This is a genomic window from Seleniivibrio woodruffii, assembly GCF_004339245.1.
GTDB classification, from domain to species: domain Bacteria; phylum Chrysiogenota; class Deferribacteres; order Deferribacterales; family Geovibrionaceae; genus Seleniivibrio; species Seleniivibrio woodruffii.
Genome location: NZ_SMGG01000003.1, coordinates 798,306 through 810,912 on the forward strand (window position 1 = coordinate 798,306; position 12,607 = coordinate 810,912).

The 12,607-nt window shown below is 49.2% G+C and carries 10 protein-coding genes; 7 read left to right on the plus strand and 3 right to left on the minus strand.

Going from position 1 to position 12,607, the window contains the following annotated elements:
- Positions 1 to 263 precede the first annotated feature (263 nt).
- Entirely contained in the window at positions 264 to 1,385 is a 1,122-nt protein-coding gene (gene nifV / locus C8D98_RS03850; protein WP_132872190.1) for a homocitrate synthase, read from the minus strand.
- A gap of 275 nt (positions 1,386 to 1,660) precedes the next feature.
- Between nifV and nifB the strand changes: the two genes are divergently transcribed.
- The 4 genes from nifB to typA all read left to right on the plus strand — a co-directional run bounded on the left by nifB (position 1,661) and on the right by typA (position 7,246).
- Entirely contained in the window at positions 1,661 to 3,013 is a 1,353-nt protein-coding gene (gene nifB / locus C8D98_RS03855) for a nitrogenase cofactor biosynthesis protein NifB (protein WP_132872192.1), read from the plus strand.
- Between the two features lie 17 nt (positions 3,014 to 3,030).
- On the plus strand, positions 3,031 to 3,315 hold the full coding sequence (locus C8D98_RS03860; protein WP_132872194.1) for a hypothetical protein: 285 nt from the start codon (positions 3,031 to 3,033) through the stop codon (positions 3,313 to 3,315).
- 186 nt (positions 3,316 to 3,501) lie between these two features.
- Positions 3,502 to 5,331 (plus strand): ATP-binding protein, encoded by a 1,830-nt coding sequence (locus C8D98_RS03865; RefSeq protein WP_132872196.1) that lies wholly within the window; start codon positions 3,502 to 3,504, stop codon positions 5,329 to 5,331.
- A gap of 85 nt (positions 5,332 to 5,416) precedes the next feature.
- Entirely contained in the window at positions 5,417 to 7,246 is a 1,830-nt protein-coding gene (typA, locus tag C8D98_RS03870) for a translational GTPase TypA (protein WP_132872198.1), read from the plus strand.
- Between the two features lie 408 nt (positions 7,247 to 7,654).
- Here the strand turns inward: typA and C8D98_RS03875 are convergent, their stop codons facing one another.
- Both C8D98_RS03875 and C8D98_RS03880 read right to left on the minus strand, forming a co-directional pair.
- Positions 7,655 to 7,966, minus strand: coding sequence for an ATP-binding protein (locus C8D98_RS03875; RefSeq protein ID WP_165871174.1), 312 nt, complete (start codon positions 7,964 to 7,966; stop codon positions 7,655 to 7,657).
- Positions 7,967 to 7,978: 12 nt separating this feature from the next.
- On the minus strand, positions 7,979 to 9,187 hold the full coding sequence (locus C8D98_RS03880; protein WP_132872202.1) for a c-type heme family protein: 1,209 nt from the start codon (positions 9,185 to 9,187) through the stop codon (positions 7,979 to 7,981).
- A 234-nt stretch (positions 9,188 to 9,421) separates the two neighbouring features.
- On the opposite strand from C8D98_RS03880, the gene C8D98_RS03885 reads away from it, so the two are divergent.
- The 3 genes from C8D98_RS03885 (at position 9,422) to C8D98_RS03895 (ending at position 12,451) form a co-directional block, all read left to right on the plus strand.
- On the plus strand, positions 9,422 to 10,018 hold the full coding sequence (locus tag C8D98_RS03885) for an EF-hand domain-containing protein (protein ID WP_165871175.1): 597 nt from the start codon (positions 9,422 to 9,424) through the stop codon (positions 10,016 to 10,018).
- A 254-nt stretch (positions 10,019 to 10,272) separates the two neighbouring features.
- Entirely contained in the window at positions 10,273 to 11,781 is a 1,509-nt protein-coding gene (locus tag C8D98_RS03890) for an ATP-binding protein (RefSeq protein ID WP_132872206.1), read from the plus strand.
- Positions 11,774 to 12,451, plus strand: coding sequence for a response regulator transcription factor (locus C8D98_RS03895; RefSeq protein ID WP_132872208.1), 678 nt, complete (start codon positions 11,774 to 11,776; stop codon positions 12,449 to 12,451). The genes C8D98_RS03890 and C8D98_RS03895 overlap by 8 nt, the downstream gene beginning before the upstream one ends.
- Positions 12,452 to 12,607 lie beyond the last annotated feature (156 nt).

Sequence of the window (12,607 nt, forward strand, 5' to 3'; positions counted from 1 at the left end):
TCTCCTGAAATTATTTTGCTTAGGTACCTAAATGAAAAATAGCGAAACGGTATTGGAAAGTCAAGAATTAATTTTAGGTACCTAAGTAAATTGGTCGTAGAGGAAAATTGAATTCGTATTTTAATATAAAAAAGACATGAAAGTTAGGATTTAATAAAAGCTAATAATTAATTTGATGTAGATTCTTCGCTTCGCTCAGAATGACAATAAAGCGTCACTCTGAGCAGGGCGAAGAGTCTCATTTATAAGTCTTTTCAGGAATTTTAAGCCGAAATACACAGCCCCATCTTCTCGCATAACCCCAGAACGTCCTTGTTCCTCAGGATCGCCTTGTTCTTTCTGGCGAGTTTCTTAGCTTCACAGAGAAGCCCTGTCAGCTGCCATTTTTCCAGATGCAGTCCTTCCTGATTCAGCATGTGTTCCAGAACGTGCTGACCCGACTGATTGCCGAAAACAAGGTGTCGTGTCATATCCAGCTCTTCGGGATCGAAGGGTTCGTAGTTCTTGGGATTTTTCAGAACGCCGTCGGTGTGGATTCCCGATTCGTGGGTGAACATAAATTCACCTATGACTGGCCTCTGGGGATCCATCTGTCTGCCTGCGGCCTGAGCGACGTATTCGGAAAGGGGACGCAGATGCTTCGTGTTGAACTCATCCTCCATTCCGTAGACGTGGCGTGCCGCCATGATTATTTCCTCCAGCGGTGCGTTGCCAGCCCGCTCGCCAAGCCCCATGACGGTGGTGTTGACGTGAGTTGCCCCCGCCCGCACAGCCGCCAGAGCGTTTGCAGTGGCCATTCCGAAGTCGTTATGGGTATGCACCTCAAGGTCAAGTTTTGTGACCTCACGGATACGTTTTGTCATTTCATATGTTTTGAACGGGTCGAGCACGCCGACGGTGTCGCAGAAACGGAAGCGTGATGCTCCGTGCTCTTCGATGGTGCGGACATACTGCTCTATGAAGTCCGGATGGGCACGGGATGCGTCCTCGCCGCCCACAGATATATAGAGGTTGTATCTTGCACAATAATCAAGCACCTCTGCTATCTGTTTAAGCACCCATTCTCTTGTCCTGCCCAGTTTGGTCTCTATCTGAATGTCTGAAAGGGGCAGTGATATCTCTATGGCCTCCGCACCCGCAATGACCGATGCCTGAACGTCCTTAATCAGTGCACGGTTCCATGCTATGATGCGTGCTTTCAGTCCCAAGTCCATGATGGAAGCGAACATTGCGGATTCCTCTATCCCCATTACAGGTATTCCCGCCTCTATCTCCTGAACACCGATGGCGTCCAGCCTGCGGGCAATCTCAAGCCTCTCCCTTCGTGTGAAGGCCACGCCGGGGGTCTGCTCGCCGTCTCTCAGTGTGGTGTCATCTATTATCATATGCGCCTCCATTGCACTTTCTGTTGCAATTGCTGTGCCAGAGGGTAAAATGGTTAAAAAAGAACCAAATGCGCAACTAATGACCACTTATTCTTATTAATTCAGCCGCAAGTGTCTGCCGCTGTCATACCCTGTTAAACAACAAAGCATAGACGGCTATTTGTCTTTATTGCCAGTGATATCCGTTATTCTCCTCCCTTTCGGAGATAGGGAGAAGTATCGGTTTATTAAACTGGCATCCCCATTGCTTTTAAATTTACCGTGAGGTGACATATATGGACAGAGACACTGTTAAGGCGAAAATTGATAAGCACCCCTGCTTCTGCAAGGATGCCCACAATAAATTTGCCAGAATACACCTTCCCGTTGCACCCGCATGCAACATCCAGTGCAACTACTGCAACAGAAAGTACGACTGCTCCAACGAGTCCCGCCCTGGTGTTACCAGTGCGATTCTCACTCCCGAGCATGCTCTGGAAAAGGTGATTATGGTGAAGCACTCCCTCAAAAATCTCTCCGTGGTAGGCATAGCGGGTCCCGGCGACGCACTGGCAAACCCCGAAGCGACTTTCGAAACACTCAGACTGCTCAAAACATACGACAGGGAGCTTATCCCGTGCATCAGCACAAACGGTCTGGCACTGCCCGACCATCTGGACGAGATAGCGGAGCTTAAGATAGGACACGTCACAGTTACCATGAATGCGGTCGACCCCGATATCGGTCAGAAGATATACAGCTGGATACACTACAACGACAGGACGTATCACGGTGCCGAGGCCGCACGCATTCTTATGGAACGCCAGATAGAGGGCATAAAGGGGCTTGTTGAGCGGGGGATACTGGTAAAGATAAACACGGTGCTTATCCCCGGAATAAATGAGAACCACGTTCAGGAGGTTGCGAAAAAGATCAAGGAGCTGGGAGTCTTCATTCACAACATAATCCCTCTGATGAGCCGCCCCGAATACGGAACGAAGTTCTCAAACGACGGAGTTCCCGAACCCACGCCGGAGCTTATCGGAAAGGTTCGTTTCCAGTGTGCGGAGGTAATGGGCGGGTTCGATGCGGTGATGCAGCATTGCCGTCAGTGCCGTGCGGACGCCATAGGCAAACTGGGGCAGGACTGGGATTTCAACAGTGTTGAGGACGAGGTCAGAGAGAAATCCAACCTGATGAAATATCAGGTGATAAATAACAGAAGATACGACTTTTCCGTTCAGCTGAACAGCGAGTGGAAGGTCAGAACATACGACCGCAGCAGGCATATTCTGGTTGCCGTTGCCAGTGACAATCACCGCATGGCGGATATTTCGTTCAAAAATGCCAGAAATTTCTATGTTTACGAAGTTTCGGGCTGGGGCGCACATCTTCGTGAGATACGCACACTGGACTATGACAACTCTCAGGCGTGTATCAAGCTTTCAGGTCACCTGAAAAACGTTGCGGAGCTGATAGGCGACTGCGCCGTGATGGTTTGCACTGTTGTCGGCAGAAGCGCATACGACGGAATGCACGCTAAGGGCATAGCTGTGGATACGAGGCAGGCTTATAAAGGCATTGAAGAGGCCGCATGGGAAGCGGGCAGCAGAATACTGTCCGACACCGGATGCACAATGACCGCCTGAGGCGGAGGGGTGTAATTATGATGCAGTCAGAACTGACCAACAGGGCGGATATCTCCGCACTGCTTAAAAAGGACGGATATAAGCTCATCAAGGGAGTGGTTGAAGATCTGGACATAGGCCATGTTACGGCCAGCATGTCCATCCGCTCCGGCAACAGACTGGTTTCCCTGCTTTTGCCTGTGAAAGACGTAAAACTTTCGGGCGCAGAGACAGGCAGACCCATCTATTGCCTGATGAACGGCAAAGACGTTCTGGTTTTCCGTGACATCAACTATATGATGCGGAAGATACTGAATAAATAGATCACACAATCGCAAGGTTTGCGGGGCGTACAAAGAAGATCCGTCACCCCCACAAAAGATTAATCTTCTTTGTACATCGGAGGAGTGTTCTGTCCTCCGCCCCGCTTTTTTTGTTCACTAAACACTGGTCTAAGTAATCGTTTTGTTGTATACTAATCATGAAAACTTCCACATCGGAGACCTCACTTGAAGGTAAAAAACAGAACGATTTTCATGCTTGCTGGCATTCTGGCGGTTGTGACCTGTGTTTATCTTCTTGATGAGTGGTATCGTTTCAACAAACATCTGGAACTTCTCAGAAAAGACAATGTCATTGCTGTTTCTAAACTTTTTAAAATGCTTCCCGACAGAGCCGATAAGGTTCTGAGGGCATATACCCACCTGATCGTAACGGATAAGGATGTCATCACCTCTTTTGAGAAGGGCGACCGGAAGGAGCTGAACACGCTTCTTCAGCCCTATGTTAAGCTTCTGAATGAATCTTTTCCCAAGTCAACCTCTGTTCTCACATTCCATTCCGCCGAGGGCAAGGTGTTTCTGCGCACGCTCGTTCCCGAGATATACGGCGACATCAGCGCAAACTACCGTCCCATGCTGAGGGACGTTCTTAAAACCGGCCAGCCCGCATCGGGGCTTGAGGTCTGCACGAAAATAATGGGTTTCAGACACATGACCCCCGTAGTGCGTGACGGAAAGCTCATAGGCGTTCTTGAGGTGGGAACTGACATCAGCTTCATGGCATCAAGACTTCAGGCGGTTTCGAGCATAAAATCCGCCGTAATGGTCAACCAGTTTGTGGCTTCAAGGCTGAAACTTAAAACCGGAGACAACGGACGTGCGGTTTATTACAACGACAGCGTGATACCCTCTGATGTGCTTTTCGAATCCGGCAGAAAAGATGTCCTGAAAAAGAGCATAAACTACGGCGGCGACAGATACGACATACTCGGAGATTTCAGCCTGCATGACTATTCCGGAAGCGATCTGGGACAGTTCGTTTTTCTGGTCAAGGCGGGAAGCATGGAAGGCTGGATGCGCAGTCACCTGCTCCATGTGTTCATAATAGGCGGCCTTGGCGCACTGCTTATGATATTTGTGGCCAGAAAGGGCATAATAGATTCCGTTGCGGAGCTTGAAAAGAGCCACGAAGCGGTTCTGAACGAGCTTCGGCTTACCAACCACAACCTTGAGGAGAAGATTCGCAGAGAGGTTGAGAACTGCCGTATTAAAGATCAGATAATCAATCAGCAGCAAAAGGTTGCGGACATGGGGCTTATGCTCTCCGCACTGGCTCACCACTGGCGGCAGCCCATAAACGCAGTCGGGCTTTATGTTCAGGATCTGGCCGACGCCTACCGCAACGGCGATCTGAACATGCAGTATATTGACGAGTTTGAGAAGAACAACATGCAGCTTTTGAACAAGCTCTCCGAATCCATCGACAAATACCGAACCTTCTTCGAACCCAGTGTTGAGAAGGAGAGGTTCGACGTTGTCGAGATACTCAAAGAGACGGGGGAGATCCTCAGGGCGACCCTTTCCTCTCAGGATGTAAAGCTGACAATGACATGCAGATGCGGCGACAGCGACTTCGACTGCATGCTTTCGGAAAAGTCTCCGGCCTGCGAAAACGGCTACGGACATATAAACGGCTTTCTTAACGAGTTCAAGCAGACCCTTCTGAACCTGCTTTACAACTCGGTGGATGCGATTCGTGCCCGTTATGCGGCACAGGACTGTGAACATGACGGGCTGATAGCCGTGACCATGATCGCAGACGACAACACCATCAGGATATCCGTTGCCGACAACGGAACGGGCATTTCTGACGAAATAATGGACAAGGTATTTAACCCCTTCTACACAACCAAGGAAGCGGGCAAGGGAACCGGCATCGGGCTTTACATGGCGAAGACCGTAATTGAGAAATACATGTGCGGCAGTCTCACGGCAAAAAATAACGGACGTGGGGTCACCATGGAGATAGTTTTACCCAAAAACAGCCCCTGTATGTAATTTTTCAGCAAAATCCGCAAAAAAACCTTTTCTTATTTGAAAAACTGATGAATACTGTCAGGCTTAATTATCACAGGTGAAAAACATGGCTAAACAGAGAAATGAGAAGCTTAGAAATATAGCTATCATCGCACACGTTGACCACGGCAAGACAACGCTCGTGGATACGCTCTTCAAACAGAGCGGAATGTTCAGAGAAGAACAGCAGGTAGAAGACAGACTTATGGACAGCATGGATCTGGAAAGAGAAAGGGGAATTACCATCTCTGCCAAAAACTGCGCTGTCAGATGGGGAGATGTTAAGATCAACATCCTCGATACACCCGGTCACGCCGATTTCGGCGGAGAGGTAGAACGTGCTTTGTCTATGGTTGACGGTGCAATCCTCCTTGTTGACGCATCCGAAGGCCCTCTGCCCCAGACAAGGTTCGTGCTTGGAAAGGCTTTTGAAGCCGGACTCAAGATAATCGTTGTTGTTAACAAGATCGACCGTGCAGACGCAAGACCTCAGGAGGTTCTGAACGAAGTTTATGACCTTTTCATAGACCTCGGCGCAGACGACGACCAGATAGAATTTCCCGTTTACTACGCCATCGGCCGTGAAGGTATCTGCCAGAAGACTCTTGAAGAGCGCGGAACGGACATGAAGCCCCTTTTCGAGGCAATTGTCAGCGAGATCCCCGCACCCCAATATGATGATGAAGAACCCTTTCAGATGCTGGTGAGCGACCTCGGTTATTCCGACTACCTCGGCAGACTGGCTGTGGGCAAGGTTATCAACGGAACCGCCCGCTCAAACGAATCCCTCGTGCGCATAGGCGCAGAGAACACTGTTTCCCTGCGTGTAAGCAAACTCCAGATATATGAAGGCCTCGGCACAAAAGAGGTTGAGGCGGCAGAGCCGGGCGAAATTATCGTTCTCTCAGGTCTTGAGGACATCACCATCGGCGATACCATCTGCACCAAGGAAAACCCCAAAGCACTCCCCAGAATAACAGTTGACGAACCCACGGTCTCTATGAAGTTCAGCCCCAACACAGGCCCTCTGGCCGGACGTGAGGGCAAGCTGGTTCAGTCCAACAGGATCAAGGAGAGACTTCAGAAAGAATCCCTTAAAAACGTGGCTATCAAAGTTGAGGAAAGCCCCGACAAAGAGAGCTATATCGTTAAGGGAAGAGGCGAATTTCAGATGGCTATCCTTCTGGAGACAATGCGCCGTGAAGGTTTTGAGGTTTGCGTGGGCAGACCCGAAGTTATCTGCAAAACAATTGACGGTGAGCTGTGCGAACCCATAGAGCACCTGTTCATCGACTGCGACGAGACCTTCGTAGGTGTCGTTACAGAGAAACTTTCCATACGTAAAGGAAGAATGACCAACCTTATAAACAACGGAACCGGCAGGGCCAGAATTGAGTTCTCCATACCCAGCCGCGGACTTATCGGCTACAGAGACGAGTTCCTGTCCGACACAAAAGGTACGGGCATAATGAACTCACTGCTTCACGGATATGAGCCTCACAGAGGCGATATACCCAGCAGATTCACAGGTTCCATAGTGGCCGACCGTGCGGGCAAAGGCGTTGCATACGGTCTTTTCCACCTTGAACCCAGAGGCTCGCTGTTCATCCTCCCCGGCGACGTGGTCTACGAAGGTATGATCATCGGCGCATACAACAAGGACAACGACCTGAACGCCAACCCCTGTAAAGAGAAGAAACTTACCAACATGAGAGCATCCGGAAAGGACGAAGCCATCATCCTTACCCCCGTTATGCCCATGACGCTGGAAAAAGCGATACACTTCATTGCGGACGACGAGATGGTTGAGGTTACTCCCAAGTCCATCAGACTGCGCAAGAAGATACTTTCACAGCAGGAGAGACATACGGCCAGAGGCAAAGCACTCGGCAAGTAATATAATTGGCGGTTATAACCTGCTCATTTCTTCGTTGTCGGTTGAAAAATCGCCATCATGTACCTAAACGTACACTCAGCCGATTTTCCGCCCTCCGCCTTGAACTGCTTGGTTCTAACCACCAATAAGTGTTTTGTTCCCTTCTTTAATAAAGGAGGGCTAGGGTAGATTTACATTTTCCGACTTAATTGAAACAGATAAAGCCCCGCTTCGGCGGGGCTTTTTGCGTTCACATTGGCAGGTCCGAATGAGATTCTTCGTTTCACTCAGAATGACGCAATGCTCTGAGGCTATGGCAATTCTCTGCTTCCTGCTTAGTTAAAGGGGAGAGAATTTCAAATATCCGTCACTCTGAGCGAATGCGAAGAGTCTCATCAAGTATGAGATGGCTCAGAATGACAAAGATTTTTAATCGTGCTGGCAGGGTTTGATGCGAAAAATGAAGCATTTTCCGTCGGAATCGTCGTAGAAAAGATCGCCGCCGTCAAAGTTTGCCGCAAGGTTCTGCGCAGTGAAAAGGCCTATTCCTGTTCCCGCTCCGCATCCTTTCGTTGAAAAATAAGGCTCGAAAAGCCTCTCTCTGACCTCGGGGGTGATGGGTGCGCCGTTGTCGCATATCTCTATCTGGGCATATTCACCCTTTCTGATGAACCGTATGGTTATAAGCCTGTCTTCGCCTTCCGGCTTTTCGACAAGGCTGTCGTAGGAATTTTTAAGCACTATGAGAAGTATCTACTTGAACATCGACTCTTCGCCGTCCACATAAACGTGGCTGAACCCGCAGAGATTATCGCAGGTGAAGGTTCCCTTACCGCAGGAGAAGAACACGTTGTCCTCGCCGGTCATCTGGATCTCTTCGAATGCGCCGCCCATATGGCAGTTAACATAAACCTCTATCCCAACCGACTCAAATTCAGGTCTGAGCAGTTTCAGGGCATCGAAGGTCATGGATTTTATCTCCAGCCTGACCTTGTTTTCAACTTTTGCCGCAGAGGTGAACAGGTCGATGGTGTCGCTCATGTCTCTGACAACCTTAAGAGCCTGTTTTGCGGCCTCCTCCTCCTCCTGCTTTGTGTTTGCCAGAGGGATGGTCTGGATGAGAAGCCCGATGTTGTTCAGCGGCTGCCGCCAGTGGTGGGCAACCATGCGGAGGATCTCGTTGATGGATGAACTGCGTGTTTTGTGGATAAGCGCCGCCTCGCTCATCACCCTTCGGTTCATCTCGGTCTCAAGCTCTTTTATGGTCTTCAGCTTCTCTCTCCACGAGGCATAGACCTCCCGGCGTGAAAGGGTGATAAGCCTTATCACCATAGCCGTTGCCATCATATATGCCAGAATGGTGAGTATCGTGAATATGAAATGTTTGTTATGTTCCGCCGTAACGGGGAAAGTGATGCTGATTGCGCCTCTTACGTCACCTATCTTGTAATCGGCGTACTGATGGCAACGTTTGCAGGTCTCGTCCACAATGAACGGGCTCATATACTGGAAGTAAATGGCGTCCTTGCTCTTAAAGTCCAGCCTGTGATATTCCTGCTGTCCGTCGTATATCCTGTGAAGTCCCTTGACCTCCCATCCTTTCGGCAGGTTGTTTCCGTTTACGGGTTTCCTGCTTATCAGATGGATGTGTATGTCGCTGTTCATGCCCTTTGCGGCGAGGTTCATCATGTAAACGGGGTTAACTCTGGACAGGCTGTTTCCGCTTTCGTCCTGAGCCTTTTCAGCGTCCGGTGCGGTTTCGTCCGGTCTGACCAGTTCCGAGGGAACGTAAATCCTTCCCAGTTCGGAGCTCCATTTGCCGAAAGCCTTGCTGATTCCGGCTATATCTCTGGATTTATTAAGCATTGTGTTTGTGAAATGTGAATATCCCTGATACAGCTCATAGAGTGAGAGCAGAACGAAAAAAGAAAGGGTGATCAGGACAAATGGGTACCTGTTCATGTTTGTTTAGTGTATCCCCTGAAACGGGATACAGCTTCCCGTTATCAATAATTTCTATAAATATATTTTATTTTCGCTTCTAAATCAATGCACTTTTTGCTGTCATGTGTGCAGAATAACAGTTGCTCCACGAATTAAACACAATCGGAGCAAATCTTTCACACAGATGTGGAGTACCATTCTACAGCACAAACCCGCCGATCAATTCCTATCTGAAGAATGGAGGGAACAAACATGAGTATCAGCGGTGTTAACAGCGCATCCCAGTACCTGTATCAGTACGGTCAGAACAAAGTTTCAGGCTCGAAACAGCAGGGCGGTGCGGATGCGTTTTTCAGCAAGGTCGACACAAGTCAGGACGGGACAGTAGACAAGAGTGAACTCCTTGCGCTGGTTGACGAAATTACGTCTCAGACAGGGCAGTCGGTTGACACGGAATCTCTCTTTGCCGAGTTCGATACAGACGGAAACGGCACTTACAGCGATGATGAGCTTCGCAGTTTCATGCAGTCAAACGACATACGCCCAAAAGGCGGTCCGGGAGGACCCCCGCCCTCGAAAGGGGAGGAGGGGAGCGATTCGGAATATAATTCGTCCGAGCAGATAATAAGCCTGCTCACATCGATTCAGGACAGCCTGAACAGTCTGCTGGCGCAGAGCGGCAGCAGTTCGTCGGAAACATCCGGCGATGACGGTTCAGACCAGACAGATTATGTGAGCCAGCTTCAGACGGCCAGGACAAAATCATCCGATAATGCTTCGGCCTATTTTCAGAGTTCCATAGACAGGCTCATGCAGGGTCTGTATTCACAGTATTCGGCTGAGGCGTAACAGTCAGTTCAGCAGAATGAGCGGGTTGGTGCCGAATAGTTTCAGCAATAGAAAAAGCGGCTGAAAAGCCGCTTTTTCAAAGGCGTGCAAGGAGTACTTTTAAAGAGGTTGTCAGGTTTTTAACCTTTCTCTTATAAGTATCCTAACGTATGATTGTGTAGATAATATGGTTGAATTATGTTTTTAAACGCATGCTTAAACAAAACCTGTGGAATAATATGCCTTAGGGTCTTATTCTGAGGTTCAGAGGCAAAATGAGAGTCAGACTGTTTTACAAAATCTTTGCGCTTGCTCTGTTCTCCGTGGTGGTGAGTATTTCCGTAATGCTCCTCACGGTGGGCTATTTCGGATATTTCAACTTTCAGGACTATCTGGTTAAAAGCAAGATACACGAACTTTCGTGGCTGACGGATAAACTCGGTGAGTATTATAAGGAAAACGGCAGTTTTGAAGCCATAAGACTGTCGGCAGAGGAGCGTATGCCTTTTTCCGAACCTTTAGGGATGAAGCCCTTTGGAAAGGGCGATGGCGGAAACCGCAGGCCTGATATGTTTCCCGGCGGCGTTGCAGACGGCAGGATACGCCCGCTCAAGGAAAAAGATTATGAACCGTTCGGAAGGCTGAAAGAAGATATGCTGACAGCTGACGGTAAGCTGAATGTAATGGCTTTTGTACACTTCAGACATTTTATAATGCTTCAGGATGCCGATAAGAAAATTGTGATCGGTGTGGGAAATGTGAACGAATTCCATTTCATATCGATCATTTCCGACGGAGCAACTGTTGGCTATCTGGGCATAAGGAAACCGCCGAAAATGACACAGCCCATGGCGGCTGAGTTTGTCAGGGAACAGGTGGAGATAACCCTTGTCAGCGCAGTGATAATAATAGCCATCACCGGACTTTTGACATGGTTTTTCACTAAACGCCTGCTGGCTCCGGTTCCGCCGCTGATAATTGCAACCAGAAAGCTGGCATCCAGAGATTTCAGCGTTGAGATACGGGATATGTCGAACGACGAACTGGGCGACCTTGCGGCAAACTTCCGCAAGATGGCTTATGATCTCAGCATGTACGAACAGAAGCAGAACAGGTGGATATCGGACATATCCCATGAACTGCGCACGCCGCTTTCGGTTCTTCTGGGCAATATTGAGGCCATGCAGGATGGTGTGAGAAACATAAACTCCGACTCGCTGAACATTCTCCACGTTGAGGTTTCCCGACTTATAAAGCTGGTCAACGAACTCCATGAGATGACAATGGTCGATTCGGATAACATGCGGTTCAGCTTCGGCTCGGTTCAGATATGCAGAATAGCGGAGGATGCCGTCGAGCTTTACAGAAGCCGGGCGGAGGAGTTCGGGTTCCAGATACGCACAATGATACACAACGGCGAGACGAAGGTCAGAGGCGACGTTTACAGGCTGAGGCAGGTGTTTATAAACCTTATAGAGAATGCACTGCGCCACAGCAAAAGCCCCGGCGTGATATTCATATCATGCTCGGAGCAGAACGGGTCGGTGCTGGTGACAGTGGAAGACACCGGACCGGGAGTTCCGGAGAAGAGTCTGGGAATGCTTTTTGACAGGCTCTATCGTGCGGACATCTCCAGAAGCAGAGAGACAGGCGGCAGCGGCCTCGGCCTTGCCATCTGCAAATATATAGTTGAAAAACATAACGGAACTATCCGTGCCGTATGCGGAAGCATGGGCGGACTGAGAATCGAGATAGAACTTCCGGCAGAGGGAGAAAATGAATAGGAAAATACTTGTAATCGAAGACGAAACACAAATATCATCAATACTTAAGGATTATCTCCAGCAGTCAGGTTTCGAGGTGTTCACCCTCGACACTGGTGCAGGGGCAGTTGAGACCATCAGAAAAATGGTTCCCGATGCGGTGATCCTCGACCTTATGCTTCCCGACACCGACGGGCTTGAGATATGCAGACAGGTTCGCAAGTTTTCAAACGTGCCCATTCTCATAGCCACGGCAAAGGTTGAGGAGATTGACAGGCTCATTGGCCTTGAGCTGGGAGCGGATGATTACATATGCAAGCCGTTCAGCCCCAGAGAGGTTGTGGCAAGGGTCAAAGCTGTGCTTCGCAGGCTGTCTCCGGAGACGGCGGAGGATGTGCTTACGGCGGGTCCGGTCACCATTCAGCCGTCAAAATATCAGGTGAATGTGAACGGAAACGACCTTACGCTGACCAGAAGCGAGTTCGAACTGCTCTACATAATGGCGAAGAACCCCGGCAGGGTCTTTTCCAGAACAGACCTGATAGCCAACGTACACGGATATGAGTTTGAGGGATACGAAAGAACCATCGACAGCCATGTTAAAAACCTGCGGAAGAAGCTGGCAGGTGCTGTTGACGGCAAGGAACTGATCCAGACGGTATACGGGGTCGGATACAAGTTCGATATGTAAAAATAAAAAGGGCGGAGGAAAAACCTCCGCTTCAAGTTGTTAATAACAAACTATAGTTTTGCTTTATTTAACCCTCCTTTGGGAAAGGAGGGCAGGGTGGATTTCCCTGTTAATAAAAGAAAATCCCTCCAAACCTCCCTTTGATAAAGGGAGGCT

Bases quoted from the DNA above. Each gene is read 5' to 3' on its own strand.
- nifB (WP_132872192.1), top strand. From the start codon at position 1,661: ATGGACAGAGACACTGTTAAGGCGAAAATTGATAAGCACCCCTGCTTC.
- C8D98_RS03895 (WP_132872208.1), top strand. From the start codon at position 11,774: ATGAATAGGAAAATACTTGTAATCGAAGACGAAACACAAATATCATCA.
- C8D98_RS03860 (WP_132872194.1), top strand. From the start codon at position 3,031: ATGATGCAGTCAGAACTGACCAACAGGGCGGATATCTCCGCACTGCTT.
- typA (WP_132872198.1), top strand. From the start codon at position 5,417: ATGGCTAAACAGAGAAATGAGAAGCTTAGAAATATAGCTATCATCGCA.
- C8D98_RS03880 (WP_132872202.1), bottom strand. From the start codon at position 9,187: ATGAACAGGTACCCATTTGTCCTGATCACCCTTTCTTTTTTCGTTCTG.
- nifV (WP_132872190.1), bottom strand. From the start codon at position 1,385: ATGATAATAGATGACACCACACTGAGAGACGGCGAGCAGACCCCCGGC.
- C8D98_RS03890 (WP_132872206.1), top strand. From the start codon at position 10,273: ATGAGAGTCAGACTGTTTTACAAAATCTTTGCGCTTGCTCTGTTCTCC.
- C8D98_RS03885 (WP_165871175.1), top strand. From the start codon at position 9,422: ATGAGTATCAGCGGTGTTAACAGCGCATCCCAGTACCTGTATCAGTAC.